The sequence below is a fragment of the Curtobacterium sp. MCLR17_055 genome (genome assembly GCF_003234305.1).
GTDB lineage: Bacteria > Actinomycetota > Actinomycetes > Actinomycetales > Microbacteriaceae > Curtobacterium > Curtobacterium flaccumfaciens.
The window spans coordinates 95,834-119,165 of record NZ_QKSX01000008.1; the positions used below are offsets into that span (position 1 = coordinate 95,834).

19 protein-coding genes are annotated in these 23,332 nt (G+C 69.3%); 6 read left to right on the plus strand and 13 right to left on the minus strand.

Annotated features, from left to right (window positions below):
- Positions 1–602: 602 nt before the first annotated feature.
- The 7 genes from DEJ09_RS08825 to typA all read right to left on the minus strand — a co-directional run bounded on the left by DEJ09_RS08825 (position 603) and on the right by typA (position 8,637).
- On the minus strand, positions 603–1,901 hold the full coding sequence (locus DEJ09_RS08825; protein ID WP_111029554.1) for a citrate synthase: 1,299 nt from the start codon (positions 1,899–1,901) through the stop codon (positions 603–605).
- Between the two features lie 164 nt (positions 1,902–2,065).
- Entirely contained in the window at positions 2,066–3,184 is a 1,119-nt protein-coding gene (gene dapC, locus DEJ09_RS08830) for a succinyldiaminopimelate transaminase (protein WP_111088216.1), read from the minus strand.
- A 13-nt stretch (positions 3,185–3,197) separates the two neighbouring features.
- Positions 3,198–3,515 carry a ferredoxin gene (gene fdxA / locus DEJ09_RS08835; RefSeq protein WP_017887060.1) on the minus strand — a complete coding sequence of 106 codons (318 nt, stop codon included), beginning with the start codon at positions 3,513–3,515 and terminating at the stop codon, positions 3,198–3,200.
- A gap of 35 nt (positions 3,516–3,550) precedes the next feature.
- On the minus strand, positions 3,551–4,735 hold the full coding sequence (locus tag DEJ09_RS08840; RefSeq protein ID WP_111088217.1) for a PIG-L family deacetylase: 1,185 nt from the start codon (positions 4,733–4,735) through the stop codon (positions 3,551–3,553).
- Between the two features lie 19 nt (positions 4,736–4,754).
- A complete protein-coding gene (locus DEJ09_RS08845; RefSeq protein ID WP_071404165.1) occupies positions 4,755–5,303 on the minus strand; it encodes a hypothetical protein in 549 nt (182 codons plus the stop codon).
- Between the two features lie 117 nt (positions 5,304–5,420).
- The gene (locus DEJ09_RS08850) at positions 5,421–6,614 is read right to left on the minus strand and encodes an amidohydrolase (RefSeq protein WP_220034921.1); all 1,194 of its coding nucleotides are present in this window, start codon (positions 6,612–6,614) and stop codon (positions 5,421–5,423) included.
- Positions 6,615–6,714: 100 nt separating this feature from the next.
- Positions 6,715–8,637, minus strand: coding sequence for a translational GTPase TypA (gene typA / locus DEJ09_RS08855; protein WP_027464562.1), 1,923 nt, complete (start codon positions 8,635–8,637; stop codon positions 6,715–6,717).
- A 121-nt stretch (positions 8,638–8,758) separates the two neighbouring features.
- Here typA and DEJ09_RS08860 point away from each other — a divergent pair, with 121 nt between their 5' ends.
- The 3 genes from DEJ09_RS08860 (at position 8,759) to DEJ09_RS08870 (ending at position 10,809) form a co-directional block, all read left to right on the plus strand.
- Positions 8,759–9,508, plus strand: a complete 750-nt coding sequence (locus tag DEJ09_RS08860; protein WP_035807570.1) for a CPBP family intramembrane glutamic endopeptidase — start codon at positions 8,759–8,761, stop codon at positions 9,506–9,508.
- Between the two features lie 76 nt (positions 9,509–9,584).
- Complete coding sequence (locus DEJ09_RS08865; protein WP_071404167.1) at positions 9,585–10,064, plus strand: peroxiredoxin; 480 nt, start codon at positions 9,585–9,587, stop codon at positions 10,062–10,064.
- A 193-nt stretch (positions 10,065–10,257) separates the two neighbouring features.
- Complete coding sequence (locus DEJ09_RS08870; RefSeq protein WP_181433316.1) at positions 10,258–10,809, plus strand: PH domain-containing protein; 552 nt, start codon at positions 10,258–10,260, stop codon at positions 10,807–10,809.
- Positions 10,810–10,896: 87 nt separating this feature from the next.
- Here the strand turns inward: DEJ09_RS08870 and DEJ09_RS08875 are convergent, their stop codons facing one another.
- On the minus strand, positions 10,897–12,615 hold the full coding sequence (locus DEJ09_RS08875; protein ID WP_110864438.1) for an ABC transporter family substrate-binding protein: 1,719 nt from the start codon (positions 12,613–12,615) through the stop codon (positions 10,897–10,899).
- Between the two features lie 255 nt (positions 12,616–12,870).
- On the opposite strand from DEJ09_RS08875, the gene DEJ09_RS08880 reads away from it, so the two are divergent.
- Genes DEJ09_RS08880 through DEJ09_RS08890 form a run of 3 tightly spaced genes read left to right on the plus strand, consistent with a single transcriptional unit; the run spans position 12,871 to position 16,930 of the window.
- Entirely contained in the window at positions 12,871–13,851 is a 981-nt protein-coding gene (locus DEJ09_RS08880) for an ABC transporter permease (protein ID WP_110864437.1), read from the plus strand.
- 3 nt (positions 13,852–13,854) lie between these two features.
- Entirely contained in the window at positions 13,855–14,793 is a 939-nt protein-coding gene (locus DEJ09_RS08885; RefSeq protein ID WP_083404166.1) for an ABC transporter permease, read from the plus strand.
- Positions 14,786–16,930: a dipeptide ABC transporter ATP-binding protein gene (locus DEJ09_RS08890; protein ID WP_111088218.1), complete on the plus strand. Its 2,145-nt coding sequence runs from the start codon at positions 14,786–14,788 to the stop codon at positions 16,928–16,930. The genes DEJ09_RS08885 and DEJ09_RS08890 overlap by 8 nt, the downstream gene beginning before the upstream one ends.
- Positions 16,931–17,034: 104 nt before the next feature.
- On the opposite strand, the gene DEJ09_RS08895 is transcribed toward DEJ09_RS08890, so the two are convergent.
- The 5 genes from DEJ09_RS08895 to DEJ09_RS08915 form a co-directional block, all read right to left on the minus strand.
- Positions 17,035–17,541, minus strand: coding sequence for a PH domain-containing protein (locus tag DEJ09_RS08895; RefSeq protein WP_111088219.1), 507 nt, complete (start codon positions 17,539–17,541; stop codon positions 17,035–17,037).
- 62 nt (positions 17,542–17,603) lie between these two features.
- A complete protein-coding gene (locus tag DEJ09_RS08900; protein ID WP_111088220.1) occupies positions 17,604–19,346 on the minus strand; it encodes an ABC transporter ATP-binding protein in 1,743 nt (580 codons plus the stop codon).
- The gene (locus DEJ09_RS08905; RefSeq protein WP_071404174.1) at positions 19,343–20,293 is read right to left on the minus strand and encodes an ABC transporter permease; all 951 of its coding nucleotides are present in this window, start codon (positions 20,291–20,293) and stop codon (positions 19,343–19,345) included. The genes DEJ09_RS08900 and DEJ09_RS08905 overlap by 4 nt, the downstream gene beginning before the upstream one ends.
- Complete coding sequence (locus DEJ09_RS08910; RefSeq protein WP_110864435.1) at positions 20,283–21,212, minus strand: ABC transporter permease; 930 nt, start codon at positions 21,210–21,212, stop codon at positions 20,283–20,285. The genes DEJ09_RS08905 and DEJ09_RS08910 overlap by 11 nt, the downstream gene beginning before the upstream one ends.
- A gap of 221 nt (positions 21,213–21,433) precedes the next feature.
- Positions 21,434–23,059 (minus strand): ABC transporter substrate-binding protein, encoded by a 1,626-nt coding sequence (locus DEJ09_RS08915; RefSeq protein WP_110864434.1) that lies wholly within the window; start codon positions 23,057–23,059, stop codon positions 21,434–21,436.
- Positions 23,060–23,332: the final 273 nt, after the last annotated feature.

Here is a 23,332-nt window from a genome sequence, read left to right on the forward strand (position 1 = left end):
ACGACGCGCCGCCTGCGCGCGCCGAGGGCGCACGAACTGTCGCTCCGACACCCGCCGAACGACAGTTCGCGACCACTCGGCAGAGGTGAGCGGCGCGCCCCGCCGCCCCGCGCCCGACACGCCCGCACGGAGGCCCGGTGCCGGTCCACGAGACCGGCACCGGGCCTCCAGGCGGTCGCGTCCAGAGCCGCAACCCGCCCCGCGAGTGGTCACAACACGCCGTCCGCGTGCGCCGAGGGCGCACGAACCGTCGTTTCGACACCCGCCGGACGACAGTTCGCGACCACTCGGCGGAGGTGAGCGGCGCGGCCCACGATCGCGCTCCCACCGACGCACCCGCCTGGAGGCCCGGTGCCGGTCCACGAGACCGGCACCGGGCCTCCAGGCCGTCGCATCCAGAGCCCCAGCCCGCCCCGCGAGTGGTCACAACACGCCGTCCGCGTGCGCCGACGGCGCACGAACCGTCGGTACGGCGCCCTCCGAACGGCAGTTCGCAACCACTCGACGGAGGTGAGCGGCGCGTCCCGCCGGACGGCGCCACGCGGCGCACACGCACGAGCGCCCCGCGCCACGGAACCGTGGGGCGGGGCGCTCGGAGTCGGTCAGCGTGCGGGGACGTCGCGCTCGGGCGCACCCACGTAGAGCTGCTGCGGGCGACCGATCTTGTTGAGCGGGTCGTTGTTCAGCTCGCGCCACTGGGCGATCCAGCCCGGCAGGCGACCGATGGCGAACAGGACGGTGAACATCCGCGGCGGGAAGCCCATCGCCTTGTAGATGATGCCGGTGTAGAAGTCGACGTTCGGGTAGAGCTTGCGGCTGACGAAGTACTCATCCTCGAGAGCGATCTGCTCGAGTTCCATCGCGATGTCGAGCAGGTCGTCCTGCACGCCGAGGGACTCGAGGACCTCGTGCGCGGACTCCTTGACGAGCTTCGCGCGCGGGTCGTAGTTCTTGTAGACGCGGTGCCCGAAGCCCATGAGCTTGACGCCCTGCTCCTTGTTCTTCACCCGCTCGACGAAGCGCGTCACGGGCTCGCCCGAGTCCTTGATCTGCTGGAGCATCTCGAGCACGGCCTCGTTCGCGCCGCCGTGCAGCGGGCCGTACAGGGCGTTGATGCCGGCCGAGATCGAGGCGAACATGTTCGCCTTCGTCGAGCCGACCATGCGCACCGTCGAGGTCGAGGCGTTCTGCTCGTGGTCCTCGTGCAGGATGAGGAGCCGCTCGAGCGCCTTCGAGAGCACCGGGTTGGGCTTGTAGGTCTCGGCCATGGTGCCGAAGTTCAGCCGCAGGAAGTTGTCGACGAACGACAGCGAGTTGTCCGGGTACAGGAACGCCTGCCCGATGGCCTTCTTGTGGGCGTAGGCCGCGATCACCGGGAGCTTGGCGAGGAGCCGGACGGTCTGCAGCTCGACCTTCTCGGGGTCGTCCACGTCCATGTCGTCCTCGTAGTACGTGGACAGGGCGCTCACGGCGCTCGAGAGCACGGACATCGGGTGCGCCGAGTGCGGCAGGGCGTCGAACAGGCGGCGGAGGTCTTCGTGCAGCAGGGTGTGCCGACGGATGCGGGCGTCGAACTGCTCGAGCTCGGTGGGGGTCGGCAGCTCGCCGTAGATCAGGAGCCACGCGACCTCGAGGAACGTGCAGTTCCCGGCGATCTGGTCGATCGGGTACCCGCGGTAGCGCAGGATCCCCTGGTCGCCGTCGATGTAGGTGATCGCGCTCTTCGTCGCACCGGTGTTCACGAACCCGTAGTCGAGCGTGTTCATCCCGGTCTGCTTCTTGAAGGTCGAGATGTCGATCGCGGACGCGCCGTCGACGCTCTGCAGGATCGGGAACTCCGCCGTGCCACCCGGGAACGTCAGCGTCGCGGTCGCGCCCTGCTGTTCGGCGGCGGGACTCACGGGGACGGGCGTGGTGGGCGGTGTGGCCGTCTTCTGAGCGTCATTGGCAGTGTCAGTCACGAGGACAGCCTAATCGCGGCACCTGTCGGTCGTGCACACATCCCAGGTGACGATTTGGTGGTTCCCACGGATTGCGGGCACCACCGGAACGACTCGTGTCCGTGCTACGCGGTGCCGAGGCGACGGCTGCTCGCCAGTCGCTGCGACGCTGCGGCGATGCGTTCGTCGGTCGCCGTCAGGGCCACGCGGACGTGCTCGCCCCCCGCTGCGCCGTAGAACGTGCCCGGTGCGACGAGGATCCCGCGGTCGGCGAGCCAGGCCACGGTGTCGAGTGCGGGTTCGCCGCGGGTGGCCCAGAGGTAGAGCCCGGCCTCGCTGTGGTCGATCCGGAACCCGGCGTCCTCGAGTGCCCGCCGCAGCATGTTCCGGCGCGCTCGGTAGCGGGCCTTCTGCTGCTGCACGTGGGTCTCGTCCTGGAGCGCGACGACCATGGCCTGCTGCACGGGCAGCGGCGGCATGAGCCCGGCGTGCTTCCGGACGGCCAGGACGTCGGCCAGGATGGCGGCGTCACCGGCGACGAAGGCCGCACGGTAGCCGGCGAGGTTCGACTGCTTCGACAACGAGTACACGCTGAGCACGCCGTCGAGCGAGTCACCGACGACCCGGGGGTCGAGGACGGTGGGCGTCGGGGTGGTGGCGTACTCCGGGTCCCACCCGAGCTCGGCGTAGCACTCGTCGCCGACGATGACGGCCCCGAGCTCGCGGGCGCGCACCACGGCGGCACGGAGCTCGTCGATGGTCAGCACGCGGCCGTCGGGGTTGCCCGGGGAGTTCAGCCACACGAGCTTCGTGCTGGACGGCCACGCCGCCGGGTCGTCCGAGGCCAGGGCATCGGCGCGGACCAGTGCGGCGCCGAGCTCGTACGTCGGGTACGCGGCGGCCGGGAACACCACGGTGTCACCGGGCCCGATGCCGAGCCAGAGCGCCAAGCCCGCGATGAACTCCTTCGAGCCGATCGTCGGCAGCGCGTTCGCCTCGGTCAGGGCGACGCCGTGCCGACGGCCGTACCAGTCGGCGATGGCCTGTCGCAGCGCCGGGGTGCCGGCGACCTGCGGGTAGGCGTGCGCGTCGGTCGCGGTGGCCAGGGCGGTGCGGACGACCTCGGGCGTGGGGTCGACGGGCGACCCGACGCTGAGGTCGACGATGCCGCCCTCGTACGCCGCGGCGCGCTGCTTGAACGGGACGAGCTGGTCCCAGGGGAAGTCGGGGAGGTCGAGCGCCACGAGGGGGGTCCGGTCAGCCGCGGACGGGCTCGGCCGCGACGACGGGGTGGTCCTTGTGGATCACGCCGACCTTCGCAGCGCCACCGGGCGACCCGACCTCGTCGAAGAACTCGACGTTGGCCTTGTAGTAGTCGGCCCACTGGTCGGGCAGGTCGTCCTCGTAGTAGATGGCCTCGACGGGGCAAACCGGCTCACACGCACCGCAGTCGACGCACTCGTCGGGGTGGATGTAGAGCGAGCGGTCACCCTCGTAGATGCAGTCGACCGGGCATTCGTCGATGCAGGCGCGGTCCTTGACGTCGACACACGGCTGGGCGATCACGTAGGTCACGGTTCGGGTGCTCCCTTCGACGAGCGGGTTCGAGTCTACTCGCGGCCCGGGGCCGTCCGGGACCGCAGCCCCGACAGGTCCGGCCACGCGAGGACCAGGGCGGCGATCACCGCGGGGGCGAAGTTCCACACGTACCCGGCCGCGTTGGCGAGGACGAGCGGCGAGCTCTCCCCGCCGACCGACACGAGCACCTGCGTCGCGACGAGGATCCCGATGCCGATCGCGGCGACCATCGCCCGCGAGCGGTAGACGAGCCGCACGCCCACGGTCAGGCCGAGCACGATGAGGGTGGTGACGACGAGTCCGACCGGGAACGCGCCGAGCGTCTGCTGGTGCGTGACCGTCCCGAGCCCGCCGGCGAGCAGCCCGAGCAGCAGCGAGACGACGACCGCCGCGGCCTTGCCCTGGCCGGACATCTCGGCGTAGGTCTGCGGGGCCGCCGGCTGCGGGGCCGCGTCGTGCCGGAACGCCTCGACCGCCGGGGCGTGCTGCCGGACGCCGTGCGGCATCACCCACGACAGAGCGCTCGGGTCGGCGGGGTCCACGGGGTCGACGGCGACCTGGGAGCGGTACTGCTCGACCGCCGCACGCACCTTGGCCCGGACCGGCAGGACGTCGACCGTGACGTCGGCCTGACCGCTGGCGGGGTCGACGATCATCGAGAAGGGGACCTCTTCGGCACGGGCCGCGTACTGCGCCGCGTGGTGCATCCGCACGTGGTCGGGGTGCCCGTAGCCGCCGTCGTCGGCGTAGCTGATCACGGCGTCGGCACCGGTGGAGCGGATCGCGGCGCGGACGTCGTCGACGACCTCACCCAGGTCGGCCGCGGTCAGCGAGTCGGCCGGGGCGTCGTCCGCGGCGGTGGCCCGCCCGTCCGGGCCCCACTGCATGCCCGAGTCGACGTAACGACGCTCCGGCAGGTCGGTCGGCCGGGCACCGCGCCCGCCGAGCCACAGGTGCTGCGGCCCGCCGAGAGCGGCGAGGGCCGCGGCGATCTCGGTTTCCCGGTGCCGTGCCACCCGCACGGGGTCCCCGGCCAGCGGGGCCAGCTGCTCCGTGAGCATCTCGCCGCGCTCGCCCCGGGTCGCGGTGAGCACGGTCACCTCGGCGCCGCGCTCGAGCAGGGTCGCGATGGTCCCGCCCGACGAGAGCGTCTCGTCGTCGGGGTGGGCGTGCACGATCAGGACGCGCTCCGGGCGCGTGGCGGGGGCCTTCGACATCGTCCCCAAGGGTACGGGACTAGCGGGGCGTGACGATGTAGGTCGCCGTGACGCCGCCGCTGTCCTTGGTCTCCGAGAAGGTCAGGACGACGCGGTAGGCGTCGCTCCGGAACATGCCGAACGCGCTCGACGAGTCCGCACGCTTCGCCGACTCGGTGTACCCGGCGTCGGTGAGCTGCTGGACAGCGGCCTGGAAGTCGTCGACGGAGGCCGCCCGGACCTGCGCGACCCACCCCGAGCCGTTCGGTCCGGCTCCCCCACCGAGCACGGTGCCGTCGACGAGCGGGACGTCGGCCGACGGGAACCCGTCCGGCACCTTCCCGTCGGAGGTGACGTCCGCACCCTTGAGCGCCGTGTCGAGCGCGCCGTCGATGCCGCCGGCGACCGAGGACATGCCGTCCTGGATCGCCTTGCCGTCGATGCCGGCGACCCCGTCGGCCACGTTCGACGCGACGGAGGACCCGAGGTCGGTGGCCTGCTGCACGGCCTGGGTCGAGCAGCCGGTGAGTCCGGCCAGGGCGATGCCGGCAGCGACGGCGGCGATCAGCGGGGTACGGAGGGAACGCATGGCGCGACCGTAACGGACGAGCCGGGAGGCCCGGCGCGAGTTGGCTGTGAACGTGCCGTCCCCGGGGCGGTCACGTGCGCGGCGGGGCCGCCCCGGGCCTCCTTCCCGAAGAACGTGTCAGGCGACGTAGGCGCGCGTCGCCGCGACCAGGGCGTCGACGCCGACCGGGATCGCGGTCTCGGCCTGCGGCGCGTAGAACGGCGAGTGGTTGCTCGGGATCTCCTCGCCGCGGCGGAAGCGCTCCGGGTCGGTGATGCCCGTGAACCAGTACACGAGCGGCGCTCCGGCGGCGGTGGCGAGCTGGCCGACGTCCTCCGACGCCATGGCGAGCCCGATCTCCAGGTCGCGGGCTCCCGGCACCTCGGCGCGGATGGCCTCGAGCACGGTGGCGGCGGCATCGGCGTCGTTCACGGTGACCTCGGCGCCCGGTGCACGCACGATCGTCGGCTCGGACAGGCCACCGGCGGTGCTCTCGGCACGGACGATGCGCTCGATCGAGGCGATGATGCGCTGGCGGGTCTCCTCGTTGCGGGCCCGTGTCGAGATCTCGATGACGGCCTCGTCGGGGATGATGTTCGCCCGCGTGCCGGCGTGGAAGCTGCCGACGGTGACGACCCCCGCGTCGCTCGGCGAGACCTCGCGGGCGACGACGGTCTGCAGCCGCACGACGGCCGAGGCCGCGGTGACGACCGGGTCGAGGGAGGCCTGCGGCGCCGAACCGTGCGCCCCACGGCCGTTGAAGGTCACCGTCAGCCGGTCGCTCGACGCCATCACGGGGCCGGTGCCGACCGCGACGATGCCGACCGGTGCGGGTGCGGAGTGCTGCCCGAGCACGACGTCCGGCTTCGGGAACCGCTCGACCAGGCCGTCCTCGACCATCGCGCGGGCGCCGGAGATGACCTCTTCAGCGGGCTGGAAGACGGCGACGACCGTGCCGCGCCAGTCCCCCGTGGTCGCGACCAGGCGCTCGAGCGTGCCGAGCAGCCACGTGACGTGGATGTCGTGGCCGCAGGCGTGCATGGTCGGGACCTCGCGGCCTTCGTCGTCGGTGCCGACGTGCTCGCTGGCGTAGGACAGGCCGGTGCGTTCCTGCACGGGCAGGCCGTCCATGTCGGCGCGGAGCCAGACCACGGGGCCCTCGCCGTTCGACACGACACCGACGACGCCGGTGCCGCCGACGCCCGTCGTCACCTCGATCCCACCGATCTCGGCGAGCTTCGCAGTGATGACACCGGCGGTGCGGTGCTCCTGGAAGCCGAGCTCCGGGTGGGCGTGCAGGTCCTGGTAGATCGAGAGCAGGTCGAGAGTCACGCTGACCACGGTACAACCGCGAACGGCCCGGCCACCTGTTGCAGGTGACCGGGCCGTCGGACGGAGGACGCGCCTCCGCGCGTGTTGCTCGTGCTGGTGCTTACGCGTCCTGGCGCTTGAGACGCGCGTAGGAGCGCTGGCGAGCCGACGCGTCCAGCTCGACCTTGCGGATGCGCACGGCGGCGGGGGTGACCTCGACGCACTCGTCCTCACGGGCGAACTCGAGGCACTCCTCCAACGAGAGCTGACGCGACGGCGTCATCGACTCGAACGTGTCGGCGTTGGCCGACCGCATGTTGGTGAGCTTCTTCTCCTTGGTGATGTTCACGTCCATGTCGTCGGCGCGCGAGTTCTCGCCGATGACCATGCCCTCGTAGACCTCTTCGGTCGGGTTGACGAAGAACGACATCCGCTCCTGGAGGTTCGTGATGGCGAACGGCGTCACCACACCGGAGCGGTCGGAGACGATCGAGCCGTTGATGCGGGTCTGGATCGCGCCGGCCCACTCGTCGTAGCCGTGGAAGATCGCGTTGGCGATGCCGGTGCCGCGGGTCTCCGTGAGGAACGACGTGCGGAAGCCGATCAGGCCGCGCGACGGGACGATGAACTCCATGCGCACCCAGCCGGTGCCGTGGTTCGTCATGTTCTCCATGCGGCCCTTGCGAGCGGCCATGAGCTGCGTGATCGCGCCGAGGTACTCCTCCGGCGTGTCGATCGTCATGTGCTCGTACGGCTCCTGCAGCTTGCCGTTCTCGTCACGCTTCGTGACCACCTGCGGCTTGCCGACGGTGAGCTCGAAGCCCTCGCGACGCATCTGCTCGACCAGGATGGCGAGTGCGAGCTCACCACGACCCTGGACCTCCCACGCGTCGGGGCGGCCGATGTCGAGGACCTTGAGCGAGACGTTGCCGACGAGCTCGCGGTCGAGGCGCTCCTTGACCATGCGGGCGGTCAGCTTGTGGCCCTTGACCTTGCCGACGAGCGGGCTGGTGTTCGTGCCGATCGTCATCGAGATCGCCGGGTCGTCGACCGTGATGGTCGGCAGCGGGCGGACGTCCTCGGGGTCGGTCAGGGTCTCGCCGATGGTGATCGTGTCGAAGCCGGCGACGGCGACGATGTCACCGGGGCCCGCCGACTCGGCCGGGTAGCGGTCGAGCGCCTTCGTGATGAGGAGCTCGGTGATGCGGGCGTTGACGACGGTGCCGTCGTGCTTGACCCACGCGACCGTCTGGCCCTTCTTCATGGTGCCGTGGAAGATGCGCAGGAGCGCCAGGCGACCGAGGAACGGGGAGGCGTCGAGGTTCGTGACGTGCGCCTGCAGCGGGTGCTCGTCGTCGTACTTCGGGGCCGGGACGTGCTGGAGGATCGCTTCGAACAGCGGCTCGAGGTCGTCGTTGTCGGGCAGCTCGCCGTCGTTCGGCTTGTTGCGCGACGCGGCACCGTTGCGACCCGAGGCGTAGACCACCGGGACGTCGAGGATCGCGTCGAGGTCGAGGTCGTCGACCTCGTCCGAAAGGTCGGAGGCGAGGCCGAGGAGCAGGTCCTGGGACTCGGAGACGACCTCGTCGATGCGGGAGTCGGGCCGGTCCGTCTTGTTGACGAGCAGGATCACCGGGAGCTTCGCGGCGAGCGCCTTGCGCAGCACGAAGCGGGTCTGGGGCAGGGGACCCTCGGAGGCGTCGACGAGCAGCACGACACCGTCGACCATGGAGAGGCCGCGCTCGACCTCACCACCGAAGTCGGCGTGGCCGGGCGTGTCGATCACGTTGATGGTGATGGGGCCGTCCGCGCCGAACTCGGTCGCGTGCTTGCCGTTGTAGAGCACCGACGTGTTCTTCGCGAGGATCGTGATGCCCTTCTCGCGCTCGAGGTCGTTCGAGTCCATCATGCGGTCTTCGCCCTCGAAGTGGGCGTCGAACGAGTTGGTCTGCGTGAGCATCGCGTCGACGAGGGTGGTCTTGCCGTGGTCGACGTGTGCCACGATGGCGACGTTGCGCAGGTCGGACCGGGTGGCGAGCGCCATACAGGACATCCTTCAATTTCTGGGAGAGTGTCGGGCCAGTGTTTTCACAGCACCGCACCCGTGGGCAGAACGCCCGACACGCCAGTCTACCGGTAGTTCGCAAGCGACAGGAGTACAGCGCATGAGCCGTCGGCGAACGTGGGTCGAGATCACCATCGTCCTGCTGCTCTCGCTCGGTGCCAGCGCCCTCTACTCGATCCTGCAGATCATCGACGACCTGTCCCAGACGACCCCGCTCGGCGAGCAGTCGACGGCGCTGAACACCTCGTCGACGACGGTGCAGTACGTCGACCTCGCCCGGCAGCTCCTCGGCATCGCGGTGGACCTGGCCCCGGTCGCGCTCGTCTGCTACCTGCTGTGGAGCACGTCGCGACCCCACCTGGGCCGGCTCGGGATCGACCGGTTCCGGGCGAAGCCGGACCTGGGCGGCCCGGCACTCATCGCCCTGTGCATCGGGATCCCGGGGCTCGCGCTGTACTTCGCGGGGCGGGCGCTCGGCATCACCGTCGCGGTCGACCCTGCCGCGCTCAACTCGTACTGGTGGACGGTCCCGGTCCTGCTCCTGTCCGCGATCCGCTCGGGCCTGCAGGAAGAGGTGATCGTGATCGGGTACCTCTACGCCCGTCTCGGCGACCTGGGCTGGGGCCGCTGGCAGATGATCCTGTCGACCGCTCTGCTGCGCGGCAGCTACCACCTGTACCAGGGGTTCGGGGCGTTCATCGGCAACGCGGTGATGGGCGTCGTGTTCGGCTGGATCTACACGAGGTGGGGCCGACTCCTGCCGCTCGTCATCACGCACGCACTGCTCGACGCGGTGGTCTTCGTCGGGTACCCCTGGGTGGCGCACGCGTTCCCGCAGTTGTTCTCGTAGGCCGCGGAGCGCATCCACAGCCCCCGCACAGCGCGCCGAGGGGCAACCACCGCCGGGCCGCCCTACCGTGAGACCCATGAGCATCCCCGCGATCGGCGAGTCCGCCCCGTCGTTCACCCTGCCGGGGATGGTCGTGCGCGGCGGCGTCCGCTCCGACGACGAGTACGACCTGTCCGCCGAGATCGGCCGCACCGTGGTACTGGCGTTCTACCCGGGCGACGCGACGGCGGTCTGCACGGCCCAGCTCTGCAGCTACCAGGCCGAACTCGACGAGTTCACCGACCTCGGCGCGACCGTGTGGGGCATCAGCCCGCAGGCACTCGACTCGCACGAGGGGTTCGCCCGCGGGTCCTCGCTCGCGTTCCCGCTGCTCAGTGACACCGCGGGCTCGGTGATCCGCGCCTACGGGGTGCAGGCACCGGGCATCGGCCTGCGTCGGTCGGTCTTCGTGATCGGCCCCGACGGCGTGGTCCGGTGGCGGCACGTCGGCCTGGTCGGTCTGCGGTTTCCGAAGGCCGAGACCATCCGCGAACAGATCGAACTGCTCGTTTCGTAGTCCTCGGCGTGGGATTCCCCTGAATGCGTCGCGATGGGGTATTGACACCCCAACTGGGGGCGACGACCATTGACGGCACGAGGGTCCGTCCAGGATCTGCCTCCCCGGGGAATCGGGTCGTCCGGAGATACGCGCCGGTGTGTCACACCCGCTCCCCGGGCGTCTCCGGGGAGGCATCTCGTACCCTCGTCCGGTGCCCACCACCATCGTCGCCCCCGGCCTGCGCGCCCTCGCCGTCGTCCTCTGGGTCGTGGCCGTCGTGCTCGTCCCACTGGCGCTGCTCGGCGGCGGCGCCCCCTGGCTCGTGCCGATCCCGAGCATCGCCGTCGCGTTCGTCGCCTGGGCTGCGCTCTGGCGTCCCCGGATCGAGCTGACGCCGGAGCACCTGCGCATCGTGGACGTCCGGCGGACCAGCACCTACACCTGGTCCCGCATCAGCGAGGTGCGCACGAAGTACGGCCTCGAGGTGGTCACCAGCGAGGGCGTCCGCCGCGTCTGGATCGCGACCCGTCCGACGGCGCGTCTCGCCGCGCACACCGGTGACCAGCCGGGAGGCCCGGATCGCCTGGACGTCGACGCTGCGGCCGCGCGGATGCTGGCCCACGTGCCCGCCCCGGCCGAGCAGGACGGCCCGCCCCCGTCGACCGTGACGGCTGCGCCGATCACGCACCGCACCCACGGCTGGACGATCCTGGCGATGGTCGTCCTCGGGGTCGCGGCGTCGCTGGCGGCGGCACGGTTCTGACGGTCACGACGCAGAACGACACCCCCGACGTCGTGCGACGTCGGGGGTGTCGTTCGTGAACGCGGTCGTTCGTGAACGCGGTCGCGACTACTTCGTGTAGCCGACGTCCTGCCACTTGACCGAGGACTGCTGGAACTGCGCCGGACCGTAGTTCACCAGGTCCTTGCGCACACCCCAGGCGTACGGCTCGGCGAACAGCGGGATGGTGCCGGCGACCGCGACGATCTTCTTGTCGATGGCCTGCGCGTCCTTGATGCGGGCATCCGGGTCGAGCTCGCCGTTCGCCTTGTCCCACGCGGCACCGAGCGAGTCGTCCGTCACGCCGGTGTAGTTCTGGCCGGCGTCGGCGGGGTAGTAGATCGACTTCAGCGACGAGATCGGGAACGGGGTGCCCTGCCACGCGAAGTACGTGGCGTCGAAGTCACGCGTCGTCGTGGTGATGTACTTCGTGAAGAAGTCATCGGTGGGCACGGTGTCGATGGTCACCTTGAAGCCGGCGAGCTTGGTCTGCTGCTGCACGAGCTGCGCGACGTTCGCCGAGTTCGGGTTGTCCGACGGGATCACGAAGCGGACGTCGAGTTCCTTGCCGCCCTTGGTCGCGTAGCCGTCCGAGCCGATCTTCCAGCCGGCGTCCTCGAGCTTCGACTTCGCCTTGTCGGTGCTGTAGCCGTAGACGCTCGACGCGTCGTCCTCGTAGCCCTGCTGTCCGGGCAGGTAGACGAGGTTGTTGAGCACGTCGCCCGGGCTCTTCACCGGCGACAGGATCGCCTGGGCCACGACCTTGCGGTTGATGGCCTGTGCGAACGCCTGGCGCACGTCCTGGTCCTTGAAGACGTCCGAGGTGCCGTTCAGCGTGATCTGACGCTGCGTGGTGCCGAGCGAGCGCTCGATCTTCGAGTCGGACCGCGAGTTCGCCGTCTTGAGGTTGTCGGCGCTGCCGTTCAGGTTGAATGCGTCGAGCTCCTTGTTGCCGTACGCCTGGGCGACGCCGTCGCGCGAGACCGTCTTGAAGACGATCGTGTCGAGCTTGCCCTCGTCACCCCACCACTTCGAGTTCTTCTCGAAGGTCACGACGCCACCGTTGGTGTCGAAGGACTTCAGGATGTACGGACCACCGGAGACGTAGGTCTTGCCGTCGGCGGCGTACGGCGCCTTGGCCCAGGCCTTGTTGAAGTGGTCCGGGGTGTCGACGGCCCAGTACGGGTAGATGGCGGTCAAGACGCTCGCCCAGTCGGCGTTGGTCTTCGAGAACGTCATGATGACGTCACGCTCGTCGGAGCCCTGCTTGACCGAGTCCACGTCCTCCCACACGTTGGTGGACAGCGGCGCGAAGGCCTTGTCGGAGCCGTTCAGCGCCTTCCAGTTCGCGATGACGTCCTTCGCGCTGATCGGGGTGCCGTCCGACCACACGGCCTTCGGGTTGATCTTGATCTCGACGGTCTGGGGCGAGTCCTTGGTCAGCTCGACGGACGTCGCGTAGTCCTTGTTCGCCTCCCACTCGCCGTTCTCCTTGAACTGGATGAAGCTCGGCAGGTAGGTCTGCGAGATCGTCGTGTCGTCGACGGTCCCCGAGTCCAGGTTGAGCAGCTGCCAGTTCGCCGGAGCGGTGTCGATCGGCAGGGTGATCGACCCGCCGTCCTTGACGTCGGCGCGGTCCGCGACGGTCCAGCCGGTCGACTTCAGCGACGACTCGGCGACCGCGGAGTTGTCGCCGCCCGCTTCTCCGCCGCCGGAGCAGCCTGCCAGCACGACGGCAGCTGCCGCAGCGGTGGCCAGGACGGCGATGCCCTTGATCCTCTTTCGCATGGCGAGGATTCCCTTTCGTTGTGGTTCGCGCAGATCGCGCTGGACCGCGGCGGCCCCCGCCGTCGCGCCTGTTGGTTGAGAACCCTAGCCACATCCGAAGGCGGCACAAGGGTCTGTGCGATGAATCGAAACACGCTCGTAACGAATGTTGCATAGCGTCACTTCCGTTGTCCCACCCAGTCGCTCGAACGGCTAGCCTGTCGCCACCGACAACGCCGTCCGGTCGGACGGCCGCACCCAGAGGTCACGAACCACATGCTCGCCTTCATCGCAAAGCGGATCGTCAACTACATCGTCCTGACGATCGTGGCGACCACGCTCGGGTACATCCTCGCCAGCACGACGCTCAACCCGGCAGCCCGGTTCCTGGGGCGCAACCCGGCCGTGCCGCCGGGCACCATCCAGGCGTCGCTCCGCAAGCTCGGCGCCGATCCGGACACCCCGCTCCTCGTCCGCACCTGGGACTGGTGGGTCGGGCTGGTGACGCACGGCTCGCTGGGCATGAGCACCCGCGGCACCGAGGTGACGGCCGACATCATCGCCCGCTCCGGGACGAGCCTGCGGCTGCTCGTGATCGGCACACTGCTCGGCGCGATCCTCGGGGTGCTCCTCGGCGTCTGGAACGCGGTCCGGCAGTACCGCACCTCCGACCAGGTGTCGACGTACCTGTCGTTCGCGGTGCTCGCCACCCCGACCTTCGTCATCGCGGTCGTGCTGATGATCCTCGCGACCACGCTCAACCAGGGCGTGGGGACGCAGGTGATCCGGTTCACCGGCGAGTACACGCCGGGGGTGACCGGGTTCTTCCCGGTGCTCGGCGACCGGCTCGTGCACCTGTTGTTACCGACGATCTCACTGACCATCGGCGCCGTCGCCACCTACTCGCGCTACCAGCGCTCGGCGATGCTCGACGTGCTGTCGAACGACTTCATCCGGACCGCACGGTCGAAGGGCCGCACCCGCGGCTCGGCGATCATGCGCCACGGTGTGCGGGTCGCCCTCATCCCGATGTCGACCTTCTTCGCGTACTCGTTCGGACTCATCCTGACCGGCGCGAGCATCACCGAGCTGGTCTTCAGCTGGCACGGCATGGGCGAGTACTTCGTCCAGAGCATCAGCAACAACGACATCAACGCGGCGTCGGGCACGATCCTCTTCACGGCGATCCTCGTGCTCATCGCAGGGACCCTCGCGGACCTGCTGTACGCCGCGCTCGACCCGCGAGTGAGGGTGTGACCCGTGTCTGTTCTCGACCCCACGACCACGACCACCGCCGGTGACCCCGGCGACGGCAACGCCGGGACGCCGGCGCACGTCATCGAGGTGAAGGGCGGCCGCACCCCGCTCTGGCGCAAGGTGTTCGGCACCTGGCGCGCGCGCATCGGCGGCAGCGCCCTGCTCCTCATCATCCTCTGGGCGTTCCTCGGCCCGTACCTGTACCACTGGAACGCCGTCGACTCCGACGGACTGGCGTTCGGCATGCCGCCGAGCGCCGCGCACTGGTTCGGCACGAACGACATCGGCCAGGACATCTACGCGCAGACCCTGGTCGGCCTGCAGAAGTCGCTGCTCATCGGCCTGATCGCCGGTCCGGCAGCGACCCTGATCGCCGGCATCGTCGGCGCGATCGCCGGGTACTTCGGCGGCGTGACCGACCGGCTGCTCGTGTGGGTCATCGACCTGCTGCTCGTGATCCCGTCGTTCTACGCGCTCGTGCTGCTCAGCCCGGTGTTCAAGAACCTGACATGGGTTGCCCTCATCGTCGGCCTCGCGGTGTTCAGCTGGATGGTGATGGCCCGGGTGATCCGCGGGCAGACGATGTCCCTGCGCGAGCGCGACTACGTCAAGGCCGCCCGGTTCATGGGCGTCCCGGCGTTCACGATCATCCGGCGGCACATCCTGCCGAACGTGGCGTCGCTGCTCATCATCGACGCCACGCTCGGCGTCGGCGCCGCGATCCTGGCGGAGAGCTCGCTGAGCTTCTTCGGCTTCGGCATCCAGATCCCCGACGTGTCGCTCGGCACCCTGCTCGCCGCCGGCAGCCAGTCCGCCGTCACCCGCCCGTGGCTGTTCGTCCTGCCCGCCGCGACCCTCGTCGCGACCGTGCTCTCGACCAGCCTGCTCGGCGACGCCCTGCGCGACGCCATCGACCCCACCTCCGGAGCCAACCGTGACTGAGCCGCTGCTCACCGTGTCCGACCTGTCGGTCACGTTCAACCCGAAGACCAAGCCCGTCTACGCGGTCCGGGGTGTCGACTACGAGGTGGCCCCCGGTGAGTTCCTCGGCATCGTGGGCGAGTCGGGTTCCGGCAAGTCGGTGTCCTCGATGGCCGTGATGGGCCTGCTGCCGTCGTCCGCCCAGGTGCAGGGCAGCATCCGGTTCGACGGACAGGAGCTCGTCGGCAGGAACGACCGCGAGATGTCGGCGCTGCGCGGTCGCGACATCGCGATGGTGTTCCAGGACCCGCTGTCCGCCCTGACGCCGGTGTACACGATCGGCCAGCAGATCATCGAGGGCCTGCGCCTGCACGACCGCTCCCTCACGCAGCACGCCGCACGCACCCGCGCCGAGGAACTCCTGCGCATCGTCGGCATCCCGAACCCGGCTCGACGACTCGACGCGTTCCCGCACGAGTTCTCCGGCGGCATGCGCCAGCGCGCGATGATCGCCATCGCCATCGCGAACGACCCGAAGCTGATCATCGCGGACGAGCCCACCACCGCGCTCGACGTGACGATCCAGGCGCAGATCCTCGACGTGCTGCAGACCGCGAAGGACATGACCGGTGCGGCCGTCGTGCTCATCACCCATGACCTCGGCGTCGTCGCCGGCAACGCCGACCGCGTCGCCGTGATGTACGCCGGCCGGATCGTCGAGACGGCGCCGGTGCTCCCCCTGTTCCGCGAGCCGGTGATGCCGTACACGATCGGGCTGCTCCGATCCATGCCGAACATGACGTCCGCCCGCACCGAGCGGCTCGTCCCGCTCGACGGCCGCCCGCCCCTGCTCACGCAGAAGCCGACCGGCTGCCCGTTCGCCGACCGCTGCCCCGCCGTCATCGACGCGTGCCGCGACGGCGAACCCGCCCTCGTCGCACCGACGGTGCCGCAGAGCGCCGACAACCCGGTCCTGACCGGTGCCGTCCAGACGATCGGCAACGGCACCCTGCTCGACGACCACACCGCCGCGTGCATCCGTCGCGACGAGATCGCCGCGGGCACCCTCGAGCGCTCGGAGATCTTCCCCCGCCCCGAGGACGTCCCCGAGGCAGCGGTCGACCACGGCGACGAGGTCGTGCTCGAGCTGCAGGACGTCGTCAAGACGTTCCCGCTCACCAAGGGCGCGCTCTTCCGCCGGCAGATCGGCGAGGTGCACGCGGTGGACGGCATCTCCCTGACGCTCAAGCGCGGCCAGGTGCTCGGTCTGGTCGGCGAGTCCGGCTGCGGCAAGACGACCACCATCATGGAGATCCTCGAGCTCGCCGGGGCCCAGCACGGCACCATCCGGGTGAACGGCGTCGACACCGCCTCGCTGTCCAAGAAGGACCGTCTGGCACTGCGCCGCGACATCCAGGTCGTGTTCCAGGACCCGATGGCGTCGATCGACCCGCGCCTCGACATCGGCTCGGTGATCGGCGAGCCCCTCACCGTGCACGGCGTCGCGAAGGACGAGATCCGCCGGCGGGTGCGCGAGGTCCTCGAGCTGGTCGGGCTCGAGCCGAGCTACATCGACCGGTACCCGCACGAGTTCTCCGGCGGCCAGCGGCAGCGCATCGGCATCGCCCGTGCGCTCATCGTCGAGCCGAAGATCCTGGTGCTCGACGAGCCGGTCTCCGCGCTCGACGTCTCGGTGCAGGCCGGTGTGATCAACCTGCTCGAGGACCTCAAGCACCGCCTCGGGCTGTCCTACCTGTTCGTGGCGCACGACCTGTCCGTCGTCCGGCACATCGCCGACGACGTCGCGGTCATGTACCTCGGCCGCATCGTCGAGTACGGCGACGGCGACGCGGTCTTCTCGGACCCGCAGCACCCGTACACCCGGGCCCTGCTGTCGGCCGTGCCCGTGCCGGACCCCATGGCCGAGGCCGCCCGCGGGCGCATCCTGCTCGACGGCGACCTGCCCTCCCCCACGGAACGCATCGACGGCTGCCGGTTCCGCACGCGCTGCCCGCTCTACCAGCTCCTCGACGAGGGCCGGCAGGAGCAGTGCCGCACGATCGACCCGGGTCTCGAGCCCGTGCACGGCCGCGGTGTCGCCTGCATCCAGACCGACCAGGAGCACCTGCTCACCGAGCGGGTCGGCGCGGTCGTCTGACGACGCCGGTCACGTCGTGGACGTGACCGGCAGACGGACGGGAGGCCCGGTACCAGCTGGTACCGGGCCTCCCGTCCGTCGTGTGGTCGCGATCGTGAGCCGCGTCAGGCCCCCAGCCACAGGCTGAGCAGCGAAGCGGCGAGCAGCGCCAGCGCCGCTGCGCCGACCGCCAGGGCCGGCATGTCCCAGCCGCGCACGGGGTCGCCGGCGCCGGTGCCGTCGCGGTGCTCGGACCAGCGGTCGAGCAGCACCGTCATCTCGTCGGGCTGTCGCAGGACGGCCCGCTCACCGCGCCGGGCCGGTTTCGGCCGCGGCAGCGACGGCCCGCCCCAGCACTGGACCTTCCGGCCGGCGACCGTCTCGATCACGATCTGCCAGCGGAGCCGGACGTCGGCGACGGCCTGCCACGGCACCACGGTTCGGCGGAGCGGGTTGACCACGGTGACCGCGCGCTCGTCGATGACGATGCACGGGCGGTAGGTCAGGACCCAGAGCGCCCAGACGAGCACGGCGATCGGGCCGGCGGCGCGGAGGACGACGTCCCAGCTCCCCCGGAACGCCGCATCGCCGAGCAGGAACAGGCCCAGGACGGCGACGAGGCCGGACGCCACCGCGCCCCCGCGACCAGCGCGGAGGACGACGGGGCGTCCGGCCTCGTTCGTGTCCAGGTGGATCAGCGTCCGAACTCGAACCCGGCGCCGGGGATGGCGGCCAGGAGGTCCTTCGTGTACTGCTCCTTCGGGGCGGCGAAGACCTCGTCGGTCGTCGCCTTCTCGACGATCTGCCCACGGCGCATGACGCACACGTTGTCCGCGACGAGGCGGACGACCGCGAGGTCGTGCGTGATGAACAGGTACGTCAGGCCGAGCTCGGTCTGCAGCTCGGTGAGCAGGTCGAGGATCTGGCCCTGCACGAGCACGTCGAGCGCGGAGACGGCCTCGTCGAGGACGATGACCTCCGGCTTGAGCGCCAGCGCACGAGCGACGGCGATGCGCTGCCGCTGGCCACCGGACAGCTCGTTCGGGTAGCGGTTCACCATCGACTTCGGCAGCGCGACCTGGTCGAGCAGCTCGAGCACCCGGGCGCGACGCGAGGCCTTGTCGCCCACCTTGTGCGTGGCGAGCGGCTCGGCGATCGTGTTCCCGACGTTGTACATCGGGTCCAGGGAGCCGTACGGGTCCTGGAACACCGGCTGCACGCGGCGGCGGAAGTCGAAGAGGTCCTTGCCCTTCAGCGCGCCGATGTCGATCCCGTCGAACTGCACGGTGCCGCTCGTGATGCTCTCGAGCTGCAGCACCAGCTTGGCGACGGTCGACTTGCCCGAACCGGACTCGCCGACGAGCGCCGTGGTGGTGCCCTTCTGGATCGAGAACGACACGTCGTCGACGGCCTTGAGCTCACGGGTGGCGAGGCTCTTGCCGCGCAGCTTGTAGACCTTCTCGAGGTTCTTCACCACGATGAGGTCCTCGGCCGGACGGTGTTCGCGCTCCTGGGCCCGGGCGATCAGCTCGGCGTCGTCGCTGCCGGCGTCGGCGATGTCGACGCGTGCGTGCTGCACCTTCGACTGGATGCGACGGCTGGCCAGCGACGGGGCCGCCGCGACGAGCCGCTGCGTGTACGGGTGCTGCGGGTTGGCGAGGATCTCCTTCGAGGGACCGGCCTCGACGACCTGGCCCTTGTACATCACGACGAGCTTCTCGGCGCGCTCGGCGGCGAGGCCGAGGTCGTGCGTGATGAACAGCACCGAGGTGCCGAAGTCGCGGGTCAGGCTCTCGAGGTGGTCGAGGATGACGCGCTGGACGGTGACGTCGAGCGCGCTCGTCGGCTCGTCGGCGATGAGCAGCTGCGGGCGGCTCGACAGACCGATGCCGATGAGCACGCGCTGGCGCATGCCGCCGGAGAACTCGTGCGGGTACTGCTTCAGGCGGGTCGAGGCGTCGCCGAGGCCAGCCTCCTGCAGGACCTCGACAGCACGGTCACGGACTGCCTTCTTGCCGGTCGCCATGCCGTTCGCACGGATCGCTTCTTCGACCTGGAAGCCGATCGACCACAGCGGGTTGAGGTTCGACATCGGGTCCTGGGGGACGTAGCCGATCTCCTTCCCGCGGATCTCCGACATCTCCTTGTCGCTCAGCCCGACGAGCTCGCGCCCGTTGAACTTGATCGAGCCACCGGTGACCTCACCGGTGCCGGGGAGCAGCTTGATGATCGCCTGGGCGCTCGTCGACTTGCCCGAACCGGACTCGCCGACGATGGCCAGGCGCTCGCCCTGCTCGAGGGTGAGGTTGACGCCGCGGACGGCCTGCACGAGACCGCTCTGGGTCTTGAAGCCGACCTGCAGGTCGGTGATCTCGAGCAGCGGGGCGCCGGAACCGCCGGTGCGGCTGCTGTTCGTCTGGGTCAGTGTCTCGCTCATCGGCGGGCCCTCGCCTTCGGGTCGAGCGCGTCGCGCACCACGTCACCGAGGAGCAGGAACGCGAGCACGGTGATGGACAGGGCTGCCGACGGCCAGAAGATCGTCGACGGGTTCGTGCGGATCGACGTCTGGGCGGTGCCGATGTCGAGGCCCCAGCTCAGGGCCGACGGCGGCAGACCGATGCCGAGGAACGACAGCGTCGCCTCGGCGACGATGAAGGTGCCGAGCGACACGGTCGCGACCACGATGACCGGAGCCAGCGAGTTCGGGATGACGTGGCGCACGAGCGTCCGGAACCGGTTGACCCCCAGGGCCGCCGACGCCATGACGTAGTCGGCCTGCTTGGCGCTCAGCACGGCGCCACGCATGATGCGGGCGATCTGCGGCCACGCGAACGCGGCGAGGACGAGCGCGACGGTGATCGCGTTCCGCGCGGGGATGACGGACATGATCACGATCGCACCGAGGACGGTGGGGATCGAGAAGAAGATGTCACCGATGCGGGACACGATCGTGTCGAGCCAGCCGCCGTAGAAGCCGGCCAGAGAACCGATCACGATGCCGACGATCGACACCAGGATCGTCGCGACGATGCCGACGATGAGCGAGTTCTGGGCACCCCAGATCACGCGGGCGTAGACGTCCGAGCCCTGACGCGTGAAGCCGAGGATGTGCCCGGCCTCGGGTCCGCCGTCGCTGTTGTCGAGGTTCGACGCCCGCGGGTCGACGTGGGCGAAGAGCCCCGGGAAGACCGCGACGACGATGATCAGCAGGATCAGGATCGAGGAGATCCAGAACGTCGGGCGGGTCCGCATGGACTCCCAGGCGTCGGTCCACAGGGAACGGGTCTTCTCGTCCTCGTTGACCTGGTCGACCGCCTGCAGGGGGGTTTCTTCGAGCGGGGCGACGTAGTGCGTCGCCGAGCGGGGTGCGGCGTTACTTGGCATAGCGGATCCTCGGGTCCAGGACGGCGTAGAGCAGGTCCACCAGGAGGTTGGCGAGCATGAAGATGATGACCATCACGGCGACGAAGGAGACCACCGTCGGGCCTTCGCCGAGCTTGACGGCGCGGAACACCGTGCCGCCGACACCGTTGATGTTGAAGATGCCCTCGGTCACGATCGCGCCGACCATCAGGTTGCCGATGTCGACACCCAGGTAGGTCACCACGGGGATGAGCGAGTTCCGGAAGATGTGCACGCCGACGACACGACGACGGGGCAGACCCTTGGCCGTGGCGGTGCGCACGAAGTCGGCGCTCATGTTCTCGGCGACGCTGGCCCGGGTCAGACGCACGATGTACGCGAACGAGACCGAGGCGAGGACGATCGCCGGCAGGACGAGTTCACTCCACGGCGCCTCGCCGGACACCGTGACCCGGAACAGCCCGAGCTTGATGCCGAAGACGTACTGCAGCACGAACCCGACGACGAAGGTCGGCACCGAGATGAGCAGGAGCGACACGACGAGCGCGGTGGCGTCGAACAGCTTGCCCTTGCGCAGACCCGCGACGACGCCGACGACGATGCCGGCGACGGCCTCGAACACGAGCGCGAGGATCGCCAGGCGCGCGGTGATCGGGAAGGCCGATGCGAGCTGCTGGCTGACCGGCAGACCCGAGTAGGTCACGCCGAGGTCGCCGCGGAACACGCCGCCGATCCAGAGCAGGTACTGCACGATGAACGGCTTGTCGAGGTTGTACTGCTGACGCAGCGTCTCGATGACCTGCGGCGACGGCTGCCGGTCACCGAACAGCGCGGCGATCGGGTCGCCGGGCAGCGAGAAGACCAGGAAGTAGATGAGGAACGTGGCCCCGAAGAACACGGGGATGAGTTGCAGGAGGCGCTTGCCGAGGTACCAGAGCATCAGATCACTGCCCGGTCCGGAGCGATGTCGATCAGGTTCATTGTGGTGAGGGGTGGACGGTCCGAGGGTCGGCACGGATGTCCGGTGCGGGAGGGCGCCCGCTGTGTGGGGGTGTTGCCACCGTGGTACGGGGGTTCGGGGACCTGTGCGGTCCCCGAACCCCCGTCCGGTGATCGCGAAGCAGGATACCTGCTCGCGCTTCGGTCTCTAGGAGACCTGGATCAGTTCTTGACCTCGATGTCGTAGTACAGCGGCACCGAGTTCCAGCCGAACTTGACGTTCGACACGTTGTCCGCGTTCCAGACACCGGTCACGTTGGAGTACCAGAGCGGGATCTCGGGCAGGTCCTCGAACAGGAGTTCCTGTGCCTGGTCGAAGGACTTGTTGCCCTCTTCGACGGTCGCAGCCGAACGGCCCTTGGCGAGCAGCTCGTTGTACTCCTTGGAGTCGTACCGCGAGTAGTTGTTCGACGATCCCTCACCCATGGTCGGGCCGAGGAAGTTGTACAGCGACGGGTAGTCGGCCTGCCAACCGGTGCGGCTGCCGCCCGTGAGCTTGTCGTTCGTCTGGAGGTCCAGGGCTTCCTGGAACGTCGGGATCGCGTTGCCCTCGGCCTTGATGCCGAGCGTGTTCGAGATCGAGTTCGTGACCGCGGTCACCCAGGCCTCGTGGCCACCATCGGCGTTGTACGTGATGGTGAGCGTGTCGTCGTACTTCGAGATCTTGTCGGCCTCGGCCCAGAGCTTCTTGGCCTCGGACTCGTCGTAGTCCAGGACGTCCGAACCGTCGAGGTCGTCGTTCCAGCCGGCGATCACCGGGGAGGTGAAGTCCTTGGCCGGGGTGCGGGTGCCGTCGAAGATCTTGTCGGTGATCTGCTTGCGGTTGATCGCCATCGAGACGGCCTCGCGACGCAGCTTGCCCTCTTCACCCTTCCAGTGGTCGAGGTAGTAGGGCAGGTAGATCGCCTGGAAGATCGCGGCGGGCTGGTTGACGTTCGAGTCCGGGAAGTCGGACTTGTAGGTCTTGAACGCGCTGTCCGGCACGGCGTCGAGGACGTCGAGGTTGCCGCCCTGGGCGTCGGAGTACGCGGTGTCCTGCGAGGCGTAGAACGTGATCGTGAGACCACCGTTCTTCGGCTTGCGCTTGCCCTCGTAGTCCTTGTTGGTGACGAGCTTGATGGACTGGTTGTGGGTCCAGGCCTTCTTGCCGTCGAGCTTGTACGGACCGTTGCCGATCGGGTTCTCACCGAAGGCCTTGGTGTCGTCGTAGAACGCCGACGGGAGCGGCACGAACGCCGAGTAGCCGAGCGACAGCGGGAAGTCGGACTGCGCCGACTTCAGCGTGACGGTGAACTCGTCGTCGTCCACGACCTTGAGGCCGGTGAGCTCGGAGTCCTTGTCGGCGTTGTAGCCCTCGATGTTCTCGAAGAAGTAGCTGGCGCCCTGGGCGTTCGACTTCTGGGCTGCCCAGTTCCACGCCTTGGTGAACGACTCGGCCGTGACCTTCTCGCCGTTGGTGAAGGTGTAGCCGGTGTTCAGCGTGATGTCGAACGTCTTCGAGTCATCGGTGTCGATGCTCTTGGCGACCTCGTTGACCGGCTTGCCGTCGGCGTCGTACGAGACGAGGCCCTCGAAGAGCGAGTCGATGATCTTGCCGCCACCGGTCTCGGTGGTGTTCGACGGGATCAGCGGGTTCTGGGGTTCGCTGCCGTTGGTGGTGACGATCCCGGACGCGTTCGCCGAGCCCGAGCCACCCCCGTCGGAGCTGTTGCTGGAGCAGGCGGTCAGGGCGAGTGCTGTGGCCCCGAGCACGGCGAGGGCGGAAAGCCCGGCGCGCTTCTTGATCAAGGTTCCTCCTGGTGCATGGGACGCGCAGGGCACAGCGGTGTCGCCCGGGCGCGTTTGACCTTTGCAGCGTAGGCAAGGTGAACAGCGGCGTCCAAACCCAGGGGCGAACGGTTACACGCCGGTAACCAACTTGCACGATCCTTGCGACAAGATGCAACATTCGCGCGCGTGCCGGTGAAGGGTGCGTTTTTGTTGCATCCGCATGAAATCCATTGCACTCCGTCACACTTCTGTGCAAGTCGGGGGACGGCCGAGCATCGCTCAGGGGTACGG